Source organism: Shewanella phaeophyticola (assembly GCF_025398315.1).
Taxonomy (GTDB): domain Bacteria; phylum Pseudomonadota; class Gammaproteobacteria; order Enterobacterales; family Shewanellaceae; genus Shewanella; species Shewanella phaeophyticola.
Genome location: NZ_JAODOQ010000001.1, coordinates 3,525,464 through 3,544,434, shown reverse-complemented (window position 1 = coordinate 3,544,434; position 18,971 = coordinate 3,525,464). Strand labels below are relative to the sequence as shown.

Below are 18,971 nucleotides of genomic sequence, written 5' to 3'. Positions count from 1 at the left end.
AAAAAAGCAGGTGATTTTTGCATCTGCTTTGCGTATAATCCGCACCCTGCCCACGTTACTCCGCCAATTGGGCGGAAGTTGTAAGCCAATATTCGTGCTCGAAGGGGCAAGAATCGGTAATTTTGTGTTGATTGCATTTGCATTCAGCATGTGAGACAGAATTTTAAACATTGGGTTTTTGTATAATGAAGACTACATATACTGCTACACCAGAGACGGTTACTCGTGACTGGTTCGTTGTTGACGCTGAAGGCAAAACTTTAGGTCGTATTGCAACTGAAATCGCAACTCGCTTACGCGGCAAGCATAAGCCAGAATACACTCCTCACGTTGACACTGGTGATTACATCATCGTTATCAATGCTGAAAAAGTGACTGTAACTGGTAACAAAGCAGCTGGTAAAATTTACTACTCGCATTCAGGTTTCCCTGGTGGCATCAAGCAAATCAGCTTCGAAAAGCTACAGGCTCAAAAACCAGAAATGATTATCGAGAAAGCAGTTAAGGGTATGTTACCAAAAGGTCCTTTGGTAGCCGTGCTATGTTCCGTAAGCTTAAAGTTTACGCTGGCACTGAACATAACCATGCTGCACAACAACCACAAGTTCTTGATATCTAAACGGGAGTAAGCAAATGTCTGCAACTCAGTACTACGGCACTGGCCGTCGCAAAACATCTACAGCTCGCGTTTTCGCTAAAGCAGGTAGTGGCAATATCATCGTAAACCAACGTCCTTTAGATGTATATTTTGGTCGTGAAACTGCTCGTATGGTTGTTCGTCAACCATTAGAGTTAGTTGAAATGACTGAAAAGTTAGACATCTATGTAACTGTTAAGGGCGGTGGTACTACTGGCCAAGCTGGTGCAATTCGTCACGGTATTACCCGTGCACTTATGCAACTAGATGAAGCTTTACGTCCTACTCTACGTACCGCTGGTTTTGTTACCCGTGATGCTCGTAAAGTTGAACGTAAGAAAGTGGGTCTACGTAAAGCACGTCGTAAGCCACAGTTCTCTAAGCGTTAATTCGTTTTTTGGATTCAAAAAACCCAGCTTATGCTGGGTTTTTTATTGTCTGAAATAAATGTAATACCAATTCTTATTAGAATGTGATCTATTTTAGGCTGTGTCACTAGGGTCTGTTGAACTTTGCTGGTTGAATTTTGTTCGAGTTAAAAACGTTTTACTCTTTGTTAAATGGATTTTGCTTAGATTGCACAACCCCAAAGGGCGCAACGTGGTCTTCTTTTTTAGCCCTTTTCAAGGTACGACTGCATGGATACTGGAGATAGAACAACGCAGGAGCCGTTGTCGAGCGCACTATGCCCTGAAAAGTCTGTCTCGAATACCGCACTGAACATTTTCGCTAAAAGAGCACATTATAATGCGGGCTGGTATAGATCATTGTGCTATTTAGCGCATAATCAATAACAGTAGATTGTATTTTTGCAAGTGAACGTTGAGGTTTTATACATGAGTTTACAGTTATTGATGACAGCGTTGGGCTTAGTTTTGATTATTGAGGCCTTGATCCGCTTATTTTCCCGACTCAATGGCAAAAATATTTATTAGAGCTTTCAACACAAAAGCAAAATGTTCTCAGACGCTTAGGTGGCAGTCTAGTCACGGCAGGCGTCGTTTTATTGATCATTTTTCAATAAAATACTTGGCTATAACATACTAAAATCTGTTAAAATTCTATTTTATACCACAAGACGTTGCAGCTAATAATGGGCAAAAATGTAGTCGTACTCGGCACTCAATGGGGTGACGAAGGCAAAGGTAAGATTGTCGACCTTTTAACAGAACAGGCAAAATACGTAGTTCGTTACCAAGGCGGCCATAATGCTGGTCATACTTTGGTAATTGATGGTGAAAAAACCGTTCTTCATTTAATTCCGTCTGGCATTTTACGTGACAATGTAAAATGTATCATCGGTAATGGTGTTGTCGTAGCGCCTGACGCGTTGATGAAAGAAATCAACATGCTTAAAGGCCGCGGTATCCCTGTTGAAGAGCGTTTACTTATCTCTGAAGCATGTCCGCTTATTCTTCCATTCCATTGTGCACTTGATATCGCTCGCGAAAAAGCGCGTGGTAATAATGCCATTGGTACTACTGGACGCGGTATTGGTCCTGCATATGAAGACAAAGTGTCGCGTCGCGGTTTACGCATCGGCGATTTGTTTAATGCAGAACTGTTTGCTACTAAGTTACAAGAAGTCATGAAATACCATAACTTCATGTTAACTGAGTACTATCAAGCTGAAGCCGTTGACTATCAACAGACTCTTGACGATGCGTTAGCAATTGCTGACTACTTAAAGAGCATGTGTGTTGACGTAACTGAAATGCTTGATACCGCACGCAAAGCGGGTGAGCCAATTCTATTTGAAGGTGCTCAAGGTACATTATTGGATATTGACCACGGTACTTATCCATTTGTGACCTCATCAAACACGACCGCTGGTGGTGTTGCGACAGGTTCAGGCTTTGGTCCTCGCCATTTAGATTATGTGCTTGGTATCATGAAAGCGTACACCACTCGTGTTGGTGCTGGTCCTTTCCCGACTGAACTGGCTAATGAAATCGGTGATTACATCGGTGAAAAAGGCCAAGAGTTTGGTGCGACAACTGGCCGTAAACGTCGTCCAGGTTGGTTAGATGCAGTGGCAATGCGCCGTGCAGTACAAATCAACAGTGTTAGCGGATTCTGTTTAACTAAACTAGACGTATTAGATGGTCTAGAAGAAGTTAAAATCTGTGTAGGCTATGAGTATCCAGATGGCACAGTTGAAAAGGTGACTCCTTTAGCAGCTGAAGGTTACGAGCTAGTGACACCGGTTTATGAAACCATGCCAGGTTGGAGTGAAAACACCTTTGGTGCAACTTCAATCGAGCAGTTACCTGCGGCAGCTATCAAATATATTAAGCGTCTCGAAGAATTATTAGAAACGCCGGTTGATATTATCTCTACGGGTCCGGACAGAAATCAAACGATGATTTTGCTTAGTCCGTTCAAGTAAAAGAAATAGGCCGCGAAAGCGGCCTTTTTTATGAACAACGTAAATTTATTAACGACTACAAAGCATTTTGTCGGATTGTAGAACTCAAGAAATACACTATACTGCCGATGAATAAGTCATCATAGTGTCATCGAGAATCCATATGTTGCGTGTATCTCTAGCCTTATTAAGCCTTATTTCTGTTAACGTATTTGCCTTAACTGAAGCGGTCGATATTTATAGCGACAAACAGTTGATCTCGTTGATCCACTCCGAACAGTATTTACAACGTGTTAAGGCCGACGACTGCCAATTAGTGCAAGACATCGAGGCCAGAGCAGAAGTGTTACAACAACCCTTGTACCAGTTTTTATGGGGTGAAATGTTAAATAATGGCGTGTGTGTTACTGCACATCCATCGCGCGGTATGATGTTACTGCAAACATCAGCAGAGCAAGGTAGCTCAGAAGCCATGGTAAAATTGGCGGATTATTATTATCGCGGTAAACTAGTGGTTAAAAATCCTAATCGCGCAGTACAGTACGTATTACCCGCAGCCGCCAATGGTGATGTTTCTGCCAGGATGCTACTAGTACGTTTATTTAGCGAAGGTTATGGTAGCCCAACCGATTACGAAATGGGTTATCATTGGTTATATAACAGTATATTTGATAACGATGCCCAGCAGAAAAAGGCCTCGTCTTTATTGCAGATGTTAGCTGCAAAAATGCCCGCCAGTAGAGTGGCCGGTGCCAGCAGTCACAGCTGTACACACGTTAGAAGCTCCACGTTATGGAGCGAATTATTTGGAAATTGAATGATCAACGATCCTCATTTTGAGAGAGAGCAAGACAAGTACGACAATCCTATTCCTAGCCGCGAGTACATTTTAGAATACTTGCGTGCACAAAAGTCTCCCGTTAGCCGCGACAAAATAGCACAAGCATTAAACATTACTGAAGAAGAGCCATTAGAGGCGCTGCGCCGACGCTTGCGTGCTATGGAGCGTGACGGTCAGTTAGTGTTTACTCGTGGTCAAAGCTATGGTCTACCTGAGCGTATGGATTTATTGTCTGGTAGCGTTATTGGTCATCGTGATGGTTTTGGCTTTTTTAAGCCAGACGAGGGCGGTGACGACCTATTTATTAATAACCGCGATATGCTGATGTATTTTCATGGCGACAAAGTCTTGACCAAAAAGCCGGTACTGATCGCCGTGGTCGTCGTGAAGCACGTATTGTCCGTTTGGTGCAAGAGCGCACAGCCGCTTTAGTCGGCCGTTACCATGTTGATGGTGGCATGGGCTTTGTGATTGCTGATGATCGCCGCATCACCCAAGAAATTTTAATCGATAACAACGATCGTAATGGCGCAAGAGCTGGCGATGTGGTTGTGGTTGAACTCACCCGCCGCCCTGGCCGTTTTGTTAAAGCCGCAGCTAAAGTGACCGAAGTATTGGGTAAGACCATGGCTCCGGGGATGGAAATTGAAATTGCATTACGTAATTACGATTTACCCCATACTTGGTCAGCAATTATCGAGAAAAAACTCAAGCGTATTCCTGATGAAGTCCCTGAAGAAGATAAACAGGGGCGTGTTGATTTACGCCATTTACCGCTTGTGACTATCGACGGAGAAGATGCGCGCGACTTTGATGATGCGGTATACGCAGAAGCGAAACCAAGTGGTGGCTGGCGTTTATGGGTGGCGATTGCAGATGTCAGTCATTATGTTAGAACCGACTCGGCACTTGATGTAGAAGCTCGATCACGTGGTAACTCGGTGTATTTCCCGTCGCAAGTGATCCCAATGCTTCCGGAAAAAATCTCAAATGGTCTATGTTCATTAAAACCACATGTCGACCGCCTGTGTATGGTTGCCGAGATGACTATTTCGGCTGCGGGTAAGCTCTCTGGCACCAAATTTTATCCAGCGGTAATGCACTCGCATGCACGTTTTACTTATACGCAAGTTGCCGACATGCTTGAAGGCGGCCTGATTGCACCTGAACACGAAGCCTTGTTCCCGCACTTACTGTGCTTACAATCTTTGTATCTCACCTTAGATCAGCGCCGAGCTGAACGTGGTGCTATTGCATTTGAAACATTAGAAACGCAGTTCATTTTCAATGAAGATCGTAAAATTGACAAAATTGTGCCAAGAGGCCGTAATCAGGCGCATAAGATCATCGAAGAGTGCATGATTTTAGCTAACGTTGCCTCTGCTAAGTTTGTTAAAAAGCATAAAGGCGAAGTGCTATATCGTGTCCATGAAGCACCGTCAGAGCAGAAACTGGCAAACTTTAAAGAGTTTTTAGCTGAGCGCGGCCTAAGCATGGATGGCGGTTTAGAACCGACACCCACCGATTATCAAAACTTGATGTTAAAAATTGCCGACAGACCTGATTTTGAGTTAATTCAAGTCATGCTGTTACGTTCAATGCGCCAAGCCATTTACACGCCAGACAACGAAGGTCACTTCGGCTTGGCATTAGAGGCTTACTCGCACTTTACTTCGCCAATTCGTCGTTATCCTGATTTAATTTTGCATCGAGTGATTAAGTACTTACTTGCAAAAGAACAAGGCGAAGTGACTGACAAGTGGACTCAAGACGGTGGTTATCTTTACCAGATTGAAGAGCTCGATTTACTCGGTGAAGAATGTTCAACCACCGAACGCCGCGCTGATGAAGCCACACGTGATGTGAGTGATTGGCTTAAATGTGAATATATGCAAGACCACGTAGGTGACACCTTTGATGCTGTCATTGCCTCAGTCACCAGCTTTGGTTTGTTTGTACGCTTAAATGAGCTGTTTATTGATGGATTAGTTCACATATCAAGTTTAGCAAGTGATTACTATCAATTTGATCAAATGCGTCAGCGTTTGATTGGTGAAAATACTCGCCAAGTGTATCAGGTCGGTGATCAAGTGACGGTGAAGGTTGCTGCGGTAAATCTAGATGATCGTCAAATTGATCTGTTGATGGTCGGTGACAACAGTAAAGGCAGTGGTAAAAAGCCACGTACTGCTAAAGTCATGACTGCACGGGAGCGCGCTAACCTTGAAGGGGCAAAACCGGCTCGTGGTAAGTCTGATGTTAAATCGGATAAGCCTAAATCACGCAAAAGTCGTTCAGGTGCAAAACCTACAGGTACGAAAAAGCCTGCTGGCGCTAAAAAATCATCAGCAAAAGACAATGCATCTGATGCTGGCAAAACCAAATCTACAGTAAAGAAAACCCCTGCCAAGCGCAGCAAGAGAAAGTAATTAAATGAAAAAACAAGATACTATTTTTGGCATTCATGCCGTTCAAGCCTTATTAGCAAATAGCCCAGAGCGTGTTATTGAGTTGTGGTTGTTGCAAGGCCGTGATGATGAACGTTTAACGCCATTAATTAAAACCGCTTCAGAGTTTGGTACTACCTTGCAGCGTGCAGCGCGTAAAGTCTTAGATGAAAAAGCCGGAAGCTCACAGCATCAAGGTATTGTTGCCCGCGTCAAGGCCGCTAAACCACTAACTGAACATGATTTAGACGCGCTATTAGACAAAACTGCGGTACCATTTTTGCTTATTTTAGATGGCGTGACCGACCCACATAATTTAGGTGCTTGTCTACGTAACGCCGACGCAGCGGGTGTGCACGCTATCATAGTGCCAAAAGATAACTCAGTTGGATTAACCTCAACGGTGAGCAAAGTGGCTTGTGGCGCAGCTGAAACCATTCCGCTGTTTCAAGTGACAAACCTAGCCCGTACTATGCGCCATTTACAAGATAAAGGTGTGTGGATTGTCGGTACTGCAGGTGAAGCCGATGGCAATGTGTATCAAGCTGACTTAACAGGTCCATTAGCGATTGCTATGGGCGCAGAAGACAAAGGCTTGCGTCGTTTATCTCGTGAAAGTTGTGACTCGTTAATCTCTATTCCGATGGCGGGTAGTGTGTCGAGCTTAAATGTGTCAGTGGCAACCGGTATTTGTTTATTTGAAGCGGTTAGACAGCGTTTAGGCGCTTAGTACCTAATTCTCTTAACGGTTAACGAGTTGAGTTATTAGCGATAGTAAGATGTTAAAAAACGGCGATAATGTGATTATTGCCGTTTTTGTTTTAACTGTTAGCGCCGACTCATTTCATTATCGACGTCTTCATCGTCAATATCATCATCTTCAGAGTCATCTTCAGTAATATTGGGATAAGGTGCGTTGTAATCAGCTTGTCCTTCAACGCCCTCTGTATCGTCAGTTTCTTGTTCAATTTCATCATCGAGACGATCAAAGGCATCATCAGCAGGGTAAATCATTTGCTCATTTACCATCTCAATATCGACACGAGGGTCAAGTGATGCTGCTAATGGTGAGCTAACTAAGTCACCCCCTGCCATCACATAATCGCCAGTAGAGAATTGTTCTGCTTTTTGACGTCGATTAACCCAGACGAGTCTGGCGAGTAACGTAAATGAGCAAATGGCCATAAAGCCGTAAAGCATTTGATCGCCCATTGCTTGCATTAAAGCAGAGCCAATAAGAGCGACCAATACTCGCGCCAACCCCAAAGGTGACTAGGATGGTTGCTGATAACCCGACACGTTCATGTTGCTCAACACGAGAGTTAGCCAGAGCGGTAGCCAGGGGGTATAAGGTAAACGCTAAAATACCAAATAAGCTGGTGAGTATTAACGAATAAACAGGGTGAAAAGGGATGATGGTGATGAATAATACCAACACACCTAATAAGGCAGAGTTTATTCTGATCAGTACACTGCGCGAAATAATGTCAGACAATTTACCCATTGGCCATTGCGCCAGTAATCCTGCACAAATGGTACAGGTCATGTATAGCGCGACATGTTCAGGGTCAATGCCTTTAGCGGTGGCATATGAAGGGGCTAAACCATAAAAACAACCGACGATCATGCTGCCAAAAGCAATAGTGGATAACGCCTGCGGTGCACGTTGCCAAAAGTGTCCCATCTTTAATGGCGCAGGAGTCAGTGGCTCAGGGTGAATTCGGCGTGTGATGGCAATGGGCACGATACACAATGCAAAACAAATGGCAATTAACAGTAGCGGCTCAATACCCAGATCAGGATATAAACTAATTGCGCCTTGACCCGCCATTAACCCAAGATAAGATACAATCATGTAACTGGCGAATACGGTGCCACGTTGATTGGTTTCTGCTTGCTCGTTTAGCCAGCTTTCGAGCACCATATATTGGCACATCATTCCCATACCCACAGCAAGTCGCAGTATTAACCAGATGGTTAAATTATCAATCAGTGCGTGGCCTAATGCCGAGGCGGTAACAATGCCTGCACAAGCAACAAAAGCACGAATATGACCGACTTGTGCAATCAGTTTATAGCCACTTTTGAGCCGCAAACAAGGCCAATATAGTAAGCCGACATCATGCCGCCAATCCATATTTGTGGCACTTCCATATTAGTTAGGCTTAAGCCTAAATAGGTGGTGAGTAAACCGGCAGCAAGCACCATCAAAAAGGTGGTGCCATATAAGGATGCAAAACTACGTAGCGGGCTATCCATAACTGAGCCTCTAAAAGTTCAGTAAAGCTTATTATTTATTGAAAGAATGACGTGTTTCGCATCATTCCTGTTAAATTATTGAAAGGTATACAACAAGTTAAACGTAGTGACTGTGTCAGTTTTTTTACTGTCTTCTGGCACGACTTCAGTGTACTTGACGTTCATGCCTATTTTAAATGCCCAGTCTTGAATAAAGGTATTCTTATAGCTCATATCAAGGGTTAAAGTATTATTTTCTAAACCTGTTTCGGCGGTTACGTCAGCATTAAAACTGGTGTATTCCTGCAATTTAACGCTGTATTTAGCCGCGGTACGCAAAATAACATCACGGTTATCGTCAGGGTTAGGTTCGGTAGTGCTTGCCTGAGGTTGGTCATAACGATAACCCGGGCCAGCTTCAAGGCTCAGCTTGGTGGTATAGTTTTTAATTAAGTCAAAACCATAACCGGTAGAAATAGTACTAATACGGGTGTATGAACCGTATTCGTCCCAAGTAAATTCGCCACGGCCAAATACATAACCACTGTCTAATTTATAGTTTGACTGTATATATAGCTCATATTTCTCTGAAGTTGACTCGCTGCCATCTGCCGCGTAATAGGCTTTTAAAGTGGCTTCTTGTTTTGTTTTTAATGAGTCATAGGTCAGGTAAGTGCGGCCGTTAAAGTTTTTTGTTTCGTTATTACCGCTATTTAATTGCAGGCCTGCCTCGACTTCAGCATTAAAACTGGTGTCTGGTTCTTGGTACTCAGGCGGAACCAATGCCCATGCTGGAGTGGATAATAAGAAGAGGCAGCAGGTGAAAGCAGTTTTATTTATTGTCATCATTAAATGGCTTTATTCTGTGATGGCGTATACGCAGGGTTTTTAACTGCCGACATCATACCTGCAATCAAGTTTGCTGAAAAGAGAGTTATTGCTTGAGTTTCGGTCTAGGTTTATGTATTATCGCGCGCTCAAATCAGTCACTTTAATTCGTTCCTTGCCTCCACATTGGTCTGACTGAGCCAGAAAAGAGGCTACTTAACCGTAAGGAGCAATAAATGCGTCATTACGAAATCGTATTTATGGTTCACCCAGATCAAAGTGAACAAGTCCCAGGTATGATTGAACGTTACACCGGTATTGTTACCGCTGCTAACGGTACAGTACACCGCTTAGAAGATTGGGGCCGTCGTCAATTGGCTTACCCAATCCAAGACCTACATAAAGCTCACTATGTTCTTATGAACGTAGAAGGTTCTGCAGAGTCTATCGAAGAGTTAGAAACAGCTTTCCGTTTCAACGACGCTGTTCTGCGTAACATGGTAATGCGCACTAAAGTTGCCGTTACTGAAGCTTCACCTATGGCTAAAGCAAGAGACGAACGTGATTCACGTCGTACTTCTACTGATGACCGTAGCACTGAAGAAAGCGCTGAAGAAAACGCTGAATAATTTACTCTGTGAATAACCACTTAACTTTGTTTGGCACGGTCACCCGTACTAAACGATTAAATAGCCCTAGCGGGATAAACCATACGGTTATTACGGTAGAGCATAAATCACAGCGTTATGAAGCAGAGTTATTACGAAACGTATACTGCATTATTCAAGTGATATTAAGTGGCTACGCTTTAATAGCGTTACAGATAAATTACAAGCAGGTGTGCAAGTTGAAGTAGAAGGGTTTCTTTCACTACAACAAGGACGAAATGGTCAAAACCGTTTAGTGTTGCATGCTGAAAATGTCGAATTGAAAACTTAGGAGACTGTCAAAATGGCACGTTATTTCCGTCGTCGCAAGTTCTGCCGTTTCACCGCTGAAGGTGTTGCAGAGATTGATTACAAAGATATCGTTACTTTAAAGAACTACATCACTGAAAGCGGCAAGATTGTTCCTAGCCGTATCACTGGTACTAGTGCTAAATACCAACGCCAACTAGCTCGCGCTATCAAGCGTGCTCGTTATCTTTCTCTACTGCCATATACTGATTTACATCAGTAATATTGCAGTATTAATTCCTAATCGAATAAAGAGGATTTGATAATGAACGTTATTCTGCTAGATAAAGTTGCAAACTTAGGTGGCTTAGGCGATCAAGTTTCTGTTAAAGCTGGTTATGCTCGTAACTTCCTTTTACCATACGGTAAAGCAGTTGTAGCAAACGCAGCAAACACTGAAGTATTTGAAGCTCGTCGTGCTGAATTAGAAGCTAAATTAGCTGCTGAATTAGCAACTGCGACAGCTCGTGCTGAAAAATTAGCTGCATTAGAATCAGTTGTTATTGCTTCTAAAGCAGGTGATGAAGGTAAATTATTCGGTTCAGTTGGCAACCGTGACATCGCTGATGCAGTTACTGCAGCAGGCGTTGAACTTGCTAAAGCTGAAGTACGTCTACCTTTAGGTGCTTTACGCACTACTGGTGACTTCGAAGTTGAAGTACAAGTACACACTGAAGTTAAAGCTGTAGTTAAAGTTTCTGTTGTTGCAGAAGCTTAATTACCTTTAGCGTCAAAAAAACACCGCCTCAGGGCGGTGTTTTTTTATGGGTGACTTATTCAGCGCCGCTTTTTATCAATGTCTTATTTAGAGCAAAAGGCATAGTGACAGGGCGTTATACCTTTTAGTTTGTAGCTGATTAGTGATTACTGGCCTGTGACGCTTTTTGTTGCAAGGCTTGGTCTAATTTCAATTCTTTTATCAAATTATCAGCGTGATCCACTTTGTCCATCATCCACAGTATGTAACGTATATCAACGTGGATAGCACGGGTAATGGTCGGATTAAAGAACCAGTCTTTAGTGATAGCTTCGTAAGTTGAGTCAAAGTTTAAGCCGACTAACTCGCCTTGACCATTAAATACTGGCGAGCCAGAGTTACCGCCGGTAGTATCAGCGCTTGATAAAAAGTTAACTGGAACCGAGTTAAAGTTAGCTGGTTTATCTAAACAAGACATAAACTGACAGTTGCTTTGCTGCTGATAAACCGATGTGACACGGTGTTTTCCAAGATCGCCAGATTTAATCGCTGCCAATAATTTTGCCGGTACATTAAAAGGCTCTTTGCCTGTGTGCTTAGCCAGAAGGCCTTCTAGGCGAGTAAAAGGTTGTTTATACATGGCATCTTTAGATTTATATCCATCTACCATTCCGTACGTGATACGCAATGTGCGATTGGCATCAGGGTATACTGGCCAATTATTCGATTTGTAATAATCAATAATTGCCTTCATATATTCAGGCCGTACAGACGACAATTTACCTTCGAGTAATTTCTCACTCTTTTCTAATGCCATATTGGTGTCATGGATAGCCACTGCTAAGCGAATAAATGGATCTTCGCTAGTTTCAAAGTCAACGGCTTCTTTGTCCATCCATGCGAGACGTTTTGTCTGGTCTGTTAGTTCTGTAAGAGCATATAAACCTTCAACTTTTGATTCTAATTCTTCAAAGTTTTCAGAAATACTCAATGCGTTGTCAAAAACCTCATTTCTAATGGGTTGTCTGACATATGCTTGAAGATCTTGCAGCCATAAAGTTTTGTCTACTGCCGGGGCAAAACGGCTATCAATACGTTTTAAGTCTGCTTTAAACAGTTTCATATCACGCAGTTGATAACCCGACTCACGTTCATCATTTGGCTTTTGTTTTTCTTTTGCTAATCGGTACAGCTTGCTTGCGGCGGTGAGCATTTCACTTGAGAGAGCATTCTTATACAAATAGTGGGTTTGCATTTGCTGATGTTGTTCGGTTAGCAAAGCTTCAAGCTCACTGATCAGCTTTTGATTGGCATTAGGGTCTTGCTTTAACCAAGCTAAAAAATCATTTTCACGTTGCTGCTTAATGCCGACAATATCAGTGGCATTAAAGCCATCTAACAGACCATTAAGCTTTTTCATGCGGTTTGCCATTGATGCCATAGTACCGGCATATTTTATGGCTATATCCTTATCGACATCGCCCATTAAGGTGATGGTGTCAATTTGTAACTGGTAGCGCTCTGCAAACGTGGGGTATAACCAATCACTGGCAAATTGTAATTCGCTGGTTAAGTTATAGCGGCTTGTGGCGCCTGGGTAACCGGCAACAAAAATACCGTCACCCGCTTTGACGCCATTAGGGTTAATTGTTAAATAGCTTTTAGGTTGATATGGCACATTATCTTCGTTAAAGGTGGCAGGCTTACCATCCTTACCCACATAAGCACGCAAAAAGGTAAAGTCACCTGAATGACGAGGATATTCATAATTATCGATATCACCGCCAAATCCACCGACGGTTTCTGGTGGCGCGTAAACTAGACGTACGTCGCGGATAATTAATTGTTTAGTGAGGTAATATTCAAGGCCATGGTGAAAGCTGTCTACATGACAGCGGTAGTTACTGTCGGTTTCACACTCTTTAATTAGCGCTTTGCTATTCGCTTGAATTGCCTCGAAGCGTGCAAGAGGTTCGTCTGTTAGGTTTGTCAGTACCTTGTCGGTAACATCAGTCACCTTTTCGGTAATGTATAAGCGTTCATTGGAATTTGCTGAAGGCTCTTGTGTTTGAGTGTTTGCGAGGAAGCCATCGGCTAAATAATTGTGCTCTTTTTTGCTGTTATATTGGATACCTCGGTAGGCACAATGATGGTTTGTGACAACTAAGCCTTGGGGCGATACAAAACTGGCGGTACAATACCCTAGACTGACAACGGCATTCATTGGGTACTGACCTAAGTCGGCAAGTTGTGATGCGGGAATATCAATGCCTCGTTGTTGTAATTTGTCGGCAATAGATAGCATTTGGTATGGCTGCCATTGGCCTTCATCAGCATGAGCGAAATGAGATGTCAGCACTAATGCTGCAACAAGTGCAATACGCATGTATTTTCCTTAAAATTATTAATTTATAACCGTTGACTGAGGCGTCATTTTGATTCTAAATGACTTCGAATTATGCTTAGTCTCGGTGTTATACCATATTTTGTAAAGTCGTTGTAAATTGGGAGTGTTAATGTCACAACAAGGTGCTTTTAAAGCCAGAAATAGGCAAAAGGATGCAGAAGTTAATGCATTAAAATTGCCACCCCACTCTATTGAAGCTGAGCAATCCGTTTTGGGTGGCTTAATGCTCGATGCAGAAGCGTGGGACCGTGTTTCTGAAGCGGTTGTGCCAGAAGATTTTTATTCTCGTTCACATCGAATGATTTATGCCGCAATGCAAAAGTTGATGGAGTCAGGCCAGCCGCTTGATTTAATTACCGTCTCTGAGCAACTTGAAATTGAAGATCAACTAGAAGATGCTGGCGGCTTTGCGTACCTAGGTGAAATTGCAAAAAATACCCCAAGCGCCGGTAATATTTTATCTTATGCTGATATTGTGCGTGAGCGTGCTGTTGTACGTGACATGATTGGCGTTGCCCACGAAATCGCTGATGCTGGTTATAATCCTGAAGGCCGAGATTCGAGCGCCTTACTCGATTTAGCTGAAACCAAAGTATTTAAAATTGCCGAGATGCGTGCCAATGCCAATGAAGGCCCGGAAAACATCAAAAGCATTCTTGAAAAAACCGTCGATAAAATCGAGCAACTTTACAATAATCCCCACAATGGTGTCACAGGCGTATCAAGTGGATTTGGCGATCTTGATAAAATGACTGCCGGTTTTCAGTCGGGTGATTTAATCATTGTGGCAGCTCGTCCATCTATGGGTAAAACCACCTTTGCGATGAACTTGTGCGAACAAGCGGCGATGAATGAAGACAAGCCTGTGCTTATTTTCAGCCTCGAGATGCCATCAGAACAGATTATGATGCGGATGTTGGCCTCGCTTGGCCGCGTCGATCAAACCAAAATCCGTACCGGTCAGCTAGATGATGAGGATTGGGCACGTGTTTCATCAACCATGGGTATTATGCTTGAGCAAGGCAAGATGTACATTGATGATGGTTCAGGCTTAACACCAACCGAAGTCCGCAGCCGTGCCAGACGTATTGCACGTGAACATGGTGGCTTGTCGATGATTATGATCGATTACTTGCAGCTAATGCAGGTACCTTCGTTAAAAGATAATCGTACCTTGGAGATTTCAGAGATCTCGCGCTCATTAAAAGCCTTAGCAAAAGAGCTCGAAATTCCGGTTATTGCTTTATCACAGCTTAACCGCTCGCTAGAGCAACGTGCTGATAAACGCCCAGTTAACTCAGACTTGCGTGAATCAGGGGCTATTGAGCAAGACGCTGATTTAATTATGTTTATTTATCGTGACGAAGTGTATAACGACAATTCTGAAGATAAAGGTACTGCTGAAATCATCATTGGTAAACAACGTAACGATCCAATTGGTCGTGTGCGTCTGGTGTTCCAGGGGCAATTTTCACGTTTCGATAACTATGCTGAGCCGCAGTTTGAAGAAGATTAATCATTGATTACATATATTTATTTATACTTTTAGGTTGTTTATGATCTTTAGCCGGTGAGAGATAAGTTAGTTTTTTATCGGTAAAATGCGTTATGTTTTTATTGTTTAATTAAGGCAGTCTATTGAAACCGTTTCCTCGCGCTGAAATCAGTCGTCATGCATTGCAAAGTAACTTAGCACAGCTGCGTCTTATTGCGCCTAAAAGCAAAATTATGGCGGTAGTAAAAGCCAATGGTTATGGCCATGGCTTATTAAATGTCGCAGAAAGTGTTGGCATATTAAACTTTATTAAAAGCGTAGGTAAATACGACGGTGGTGCAGATGGTTTTGGTTTAGCCAGACTCGAAGAAGCATTGCAGCTGCGCGCCGGTGGTGTTGAAGGAAAACTGCTATTACTTGAGGGCTTTTTCCGTCAATCTGACTTGCCTTTACTGGTTACTCATCATATCGATACTGTGGTTCATCACGAATCTCAATTACAGATGCTAGAGACCATAAAGCTCGAAAAACCAGTCACAGTATGGATAAAAATCGATACAGGTATGCACCGAATCGGCTTTAGCTTAGAGCAGTTTGAGCAGGTTTATCAGCGCTTAATGCATTGCCCTCAAGTGGCTAAACCTATCCATTTAATGACTCATTTTGCCTGTGCTGACGAACCTGATAATTCAATGACTCAAGCTCAAATCAATGCGTTTAAACAAGTCATTGATGGCTTAGATGGGGATCGCACTCTGGCTAATTCTGCTGGTACGTTATTTTGGCCAACAAGCCAGGCTGATTGGATAAGACCAGGAATTGCGCTTTATGGTATTTCGCCAGTCGTTGGCGATAGAGGCATGAATCACAGATTAATTCCGGCGATGGAACTGGTGTCAAATCTCATTGCCGTGCGCGAGCATAAAGCCGGTGATAGCGTTGGTTACGGTGCATTTTGGACCGCCAAGCAAGATACCCGTTTAGGCGTGGTGGCCATTGGTTATGGTGACGGTTACCCGCGTAATGCACCAGAAGGCACGCCCGTTTGGATAAATGGTCGCCGCGTGCCAATTGTTGGCCGAGTGTCGATGGATATGCTAACGGTCGACCTTGGCGCCAACGCACAAGATAAAGTGGGTGACAGTGTTCAACTTTGGGGTAAAGCATTAGCGGTTGAAGAAGTGGCTGAACATATTGGCACTATCGCATACGAATTAGTGACTAAATTAACCCCAAGAGTGGTGGTTGAATTACTCGACTAAATAGCAGGTAATAAATAAAAATGCCCAGGATGCTGAAACGTCCTGGGCATTTTTGTTTAGTGCTGAAGATAATTTGATTAAATTTACGATTAATACCAATCTGCATTAGAATGTGCTCTTTTAGCGAAAATGTTCAGTGAGGTATTCGAAGCAGCCTTTTGAAGACATCGTCGTTCTCGGCAACTGCTCCTGCGTTGCTCTACCTCCTGCATCCATGCAGTCGTACGTTAAGAAAAGCTAACAAAGAAGACCACTCTGATACATTCGCCCTTCGGGGCTGAGTCACAACCCCCCATTAGTGCTTCAAATGACTTTGATGTAGAGGACGACACCTACAGTCATTTTCATTGTACTGAGCCTAAGGTCTGTTGATCTTTGCTGTTTGAATTTTGTTCGAGTTAAAAACGTTTTTAGCCGAACCTTTCAGGCAGCGTTTGTTAGCTATTTTTACTGCGTTATCGACTTTTTATGTAGAATAACTACACCTCAAAGTCTCTGCCGCGCAGTTATATATGTGAGTAAAGACCAACAATTCGCTGCAAAAACAATCTTGAAAGATCAACAGACCCTAGTGACGCTGCCTAAAATAGATCATATTCTAATAAGGATTGGTATAACTTTTCGGGTTATTGAGCATCTTCAAAACAGATTTCAATATAGGCATTTCCGTGTTCATGGGTAAAAGGCATCATGATTTTTTTACCACGTGCTTTATGAGAAATCGTATGGTTTTTACCTGACACCACGGCTGGTGTTGCCATATCAAAATCATAGCCTTTATCGCTGAGTAAGTTCTTGGCTCCACCGGTCACCATGTTGGTAATTTCACCTACCAAATCAGTAACTTCATCATTAATGGATTCATATTTTTCGCCAAGCATTTTATTCATAATTTCAAGAATTAAGGTTTGTTCAAAGGTAATCGAAAGCGAACCACGTGTTTTTGGCTCAACCATACCAATCAAGCCAGATACATCTCCTTTAGCAAGATCGTGGTTTTTTAATTGAGGTTTACCAGGCTTAAGATCCATTGTCGCCATCGTTGAGATTACATTGATTAAAGATACAAGAAACGGGTTGATGAATTCAGCGTTCATAGGAAAAGCGACCCTTCTACATTTAAATTGGCTGTGTGCACTTTATCAGCGCAAAACCGTTCATTGTCGATGTTTACTAATAAGAGCGCATACTATATCAGCAAATTGCAATACAGTTTTAAGCTTAGAACACAAAAATGAAATTGAAAGTGATTTTGTTTGTAAAAAAGTAAGTTCAATAGCGATATATCATTCGCTTTAAGTTGTGGTGTTGATAGCTGATTTGCCATATCACTCCCTGGATTGACAGCATAGTGCTTGATCCTTTGGTAAAGAATCGCAGTCATGTGTATAATTCATAATTGGATAATTCATGGGATCCTATACTGGTTACGTATGGCCATTGTCCAATGCTTTTGGTTCCTTAGTGATTTCCCGCGCAATTCAATTGTGTAAAAATAATCCCCAGCTTATGAGTATAAATAATTCAGTGAATACAACGCCTAAGACAGACACTTCAATAGATACCCTTGATCGTACCTTTTCAATAGCGCCGATGCTGGATTGGACAGATCGTCATTATCGCTACTTTGCGCGTTTAATGTCGGCTAAGGCATTGCTTTATACTGAAATGGTGACAACAGGGGCAATATTGCACGGCAAGGGCGATTATTTAGCTTACAACACTGAAGAACATCCATTGGCTTTGCAACTTGGTGGCTCTAATCCTGTTGATTTGGCTGCGTGTGCTAAGTTAGCCTCTGAGCGTGGTTATGATGAGGTTAACCTCAATGTGGGATGTCCGTCAGACCGGGTTCAAAATGGTCGTTTTGGCGCCTGTTTGATGGCCGAACCTGAGCTTGTTGCCCAGTGTGTCGATGCGATGAAGCAAGTCACTGATATTCCTATTACGGTTAAAACCCGCATTGGCATTGATGAACAAGACAGTTATCAATTTTTAACCGACTTTATTGAGACCGTCAATACTAAAGGGTGTACAGCATTGACTATCCATGCGCGTAAAGCCTGGCTGCAAGGGTTAAGCCCAAAAGAAAACCGTGAAATTCCGCCATTAGATTATGAACGCGTATATCAATTAAAGCGTGATTACCCACAGCTGAATATCAGTATTAATGGCGGCATTAAGACCCTAGAAGAAGCCAAGTTGCATTTGGCGCAACTCGATGGGGTGATGGTAGGGCGTGAGGCGTATCAAAACCCTTATATTTTGGCGCAAGTCGATCAGCAATTGTGCGGTATTGATAGCCCTATCATTACTCGTGAGCAAGTGATTGAGCAAATGCTGCCTTATATCGAAGCGCATTTAGCTCAAGGCGGTCGTTTGAACCACATTACTCGTCATATTATTGGTTTGTTCCAAGGCTTACCGGGTTCACGCGGCTGGCGTCGTCATTTAAGTGAAAATGCCCACAAGCCCGATGCCGATATTAATGTGGTACTAAAAGCGGCAGAGTTTGTTGATACTCAGGCTCTAGCAGAGTCACAGGCTTAGTACGAATAATTAAAGAAGTATTCGTTTTCCCAAGCGCCTATCTAGGCGCTTTTTTGATTTTTATCCCCCGACAGACATTATTTTTTCCTTCACGTTGCTACTAGTCATTTTAACCAAATCGGTGGTTATTTTTACTACCTGTTGGTTTTTTGTACGTAGAATGTACTGGCTTGTAACGATGGCTGGTAAAATTAAATCTTTATTAATCAACATCCTTTGTTGTTATTGAAAAGTTGGCACGCAGC

Annotated in this window: 14 protein-coding genes and 4 pseudogenes; 14 read left to right on the top strand and 4 right to left on the bottom strand. The window is 42.7% G+C overall.

The features are described from left to right. Nucleotides 1-185: 185 nt before the first annotated feature. The 7 genes and pseudogenes from rplM to rlmB all read left to right on the top strand — a co-directional run bounded on the left by rplM (nucleotide 186) and on the right by rlmB (nucleotide 7,023). Nucleotides 186-619: pseudogene (gene rplM, locus N4T56_RS16405) on the top strand (50S ribosomal protein L13). 14 nt (nucleotides 620-633) lie between these two features. After that, the gene (rpsI, locus tag N4T56_RS16400; RefSeq protein ID WP_160052681.1) at nucleotides 634-1,026 is read left to right on the top strand and encodes a 30S ribosomal protein S9; all 393 of its coding nucleotides are present in this window, start codon (nucleotides 634-636) and stop codon (nucleotides 1,024-1,026) included. Between the two features lie 512 nt (nucleotides 1,027-1,538). Next, nucleotides 1,539-1,661: a DUF2065 family protein gene (locus N4T56_RS16395; RefSeq protein WP_390904129.1), complete on the top strand. Its 123-nt coding sequence runs from the start codon at nucleotides 1,539-1,541 to the stop codon at nucleotides 1,659-1,661. A gap of 69 nt (nucleotides 1,662-1,730) precedes the next feature. Continuing rightward, complete coding sequence (locus N4T56_RS16390; protein WP_261733974.1) at nucleotides 1,731-3,026, top strand: adenylosuccinate synthase; 1,296 nt, start codon at nucleotides 1,731-1,733, stop codon at nucleotides 3,024-3,026. 142 nt (nucleotides 3,027-3,168) lie between these two features. Next, a complete protein-coding gene (locus N4T56_RS16385; protein ID WP_261733973.1) occupies nucleotides 3,169-3,822 on the top strand; it encodes a tetratricopeptide repeat protein in 654 nt (217 codons plus the stop codon). Continuing rightward, nucleotides 3,823-6,275, top strand: a pseudogene (rnr, locus tag N4T56_RS16380) (ribonuclease R). Between the two features lie 4 nt (nucleotides 6,276-6,279). After that, nucleotides 6,280-7,023, top strand: coding sequence for a 23S rRNA (guanosine(2251)-2'-O)-methyltransferase RlmB (gene rlmB / locus N4T56_RS16375; RefSeq protein ID WP_188923537.1), 744 nt, complete (start codon nucleotides 6,280-6,282; stop codon nucleotides 7,021-7,023). Between the two features lie 98 nt (nucleotides 7,024-7,121). Here the strand turns inward: rlmB and N4T56_RS16370 are convergent. Both N4T56_RS16370 and N4T56_RS16365 read right to left on the bottom strand, forming a co-directional pair. Then, a pseudogene (locus N4T56_RS16370) lies at nucleotides 7,122-8,552 on the bottom strand (MFS transporter). A gap of 75 nt (nucleotides 8,553-8,627) precedes the next feature. Further along, nucleotides 8,628-9,380: a DUF481 domain-containing protein gene (locus tag N4T56_RS16365; protein WP_261733972.1), complete on the bottom strand. Its 753-nt coding sequence runs from the start codon at nucleotides 9,378-9,380 to the stop codon at nucleotides 8,628-8,630. A gap of 215 nt (nucleotides 9,381-9,595) precedes the next feature. Here N4T56_RS16365 and rpsF point away from each other — a divergent pair, with 215 nt between their 5' ends. From rpsF to rplI, 4 genes and pseudogenes are all read left to right on the top strand, one after another. After that, a complete protein-coding gene (gene rpsF / locus N4T56_RS16360; protein ID WP_261733971.1) occupies nucleotides 9,596-9,988 on the top strand; it encodes a 30S ribosomal protein S6 in 393 nt (130 codons plus the stop codon). Nucleotides 9,989-9,996: 8 nt separating this feature from the next. Beyond that, nucleotides 9,997-10,298, top strand: a pseudogene (gene priB, locus N4T56_RS16355) (primosomal replication protein N). Nucleotides 10,299-10,310: 12 nt separating this feature from the next. Then, nucleotides 10,311-10,538, top strand: a complete 228-nt coding sequence (gene rpsR, locus N4T56_RS16350; RefSeq protein WP_006083042.1) for a 30S ribosomal protein S18 — start codon at nucleotides 10,311-10,313, stop codon at nucleotides 10,536-10,538. 42 nt (nucleotides 10,539-10,580) lie between these two features. Further along, nucleotides 10,581-11,033: a 50S ribosomal protein L9 gene (gene rplI, locus N4T56_RS16345; protein WP_188922425.1), complete on the top strand. Its 453-nt coding sequence runs from the start codon at nucleotides 10,581-10,583 to the stop codon at nucleotides 11,031-11,033. Nucleotides 11,034-11,172: 139 nt separating this feature from the next. Here the strand turns inward: rplI and N4T56_RS16340 are convergent, their stop codons facing one another. Further along, nucleotides 11,173-13,398: a S46 family peptidase gene (locus N4T56_RS16340; protein ID WP_261733970.1), complete on the bottom strand. Its 2,226-nt coding sequence runs from the start codon at nucleotides 13,396-13,398 to the stop codon at nucleotides 11,173-11,175. A 130-nt stretch (nucleotides 13,399-13,528) separates the two neighbouring features. Between N4T56_RS16340 and dnaB the strand changes: the two genes are divergently transcribed. Beyond that, nucleotides 13,529-14,935, top strand: coding sequence for a replicative DNA helicase (gene dnaB / locus N4T56_RS16335; RefSeq protein ID WP_261733969.1), 1,407 nt, complete (start codon nucleotides 13,529-13,531; stop codon nucleotides 14,933-14,935). Between the two features lie 122 nt (nucleotides 14,936-15,057). After that, complete coding sequence (gene alr, locus N4T56_RS16330) at nucleotides 15,058-16,176, top strand: alanine racemase (RefSeq protein ID WP_261733968.1); 1,119 nt, start codon at nucleotides 15,058-15,060, stop codon at nucleotides 16,174-16,176. A gap of 626 nt (nucleotides 16,177-16,802) precedes the next feature. On the opposite strand, the gene N4T56_RS16325 is transcribed toward alr, so the two are convergent. Next, on the bottom strand, nucleotides 16,803-17,273 hold the full coding sequence (locus N4T56_RS16325; RefSeq protein ID WP_261733967.1) for a chemotaxis protein CheX: 471 nt from the start codon (nucleotides 17,271-17,273) through the stop codon (nucleotides 16,803-16,805). Nucleotides 17,274-17,685: 412 nt separating this feature from the next. On the opposite strand from N4T56_RS16325, the gene dusA reads away from it, so the two are divergent. Further along, nucleotides 17,686-18,726, top strand: coding sequence for a tRNA dihydrouridine(20/20a) synthase DusA (gene dusA, locus N4T56_RS16320; RefSeq protein ID WP_261734855.1), 1,041 nt, complete (start codon nucleotides 17,686-17,688; stop codon nucleotides 18,724-18,726). Nucleotides 18,727-18,971: the final 245 nt, after the last annotated feature.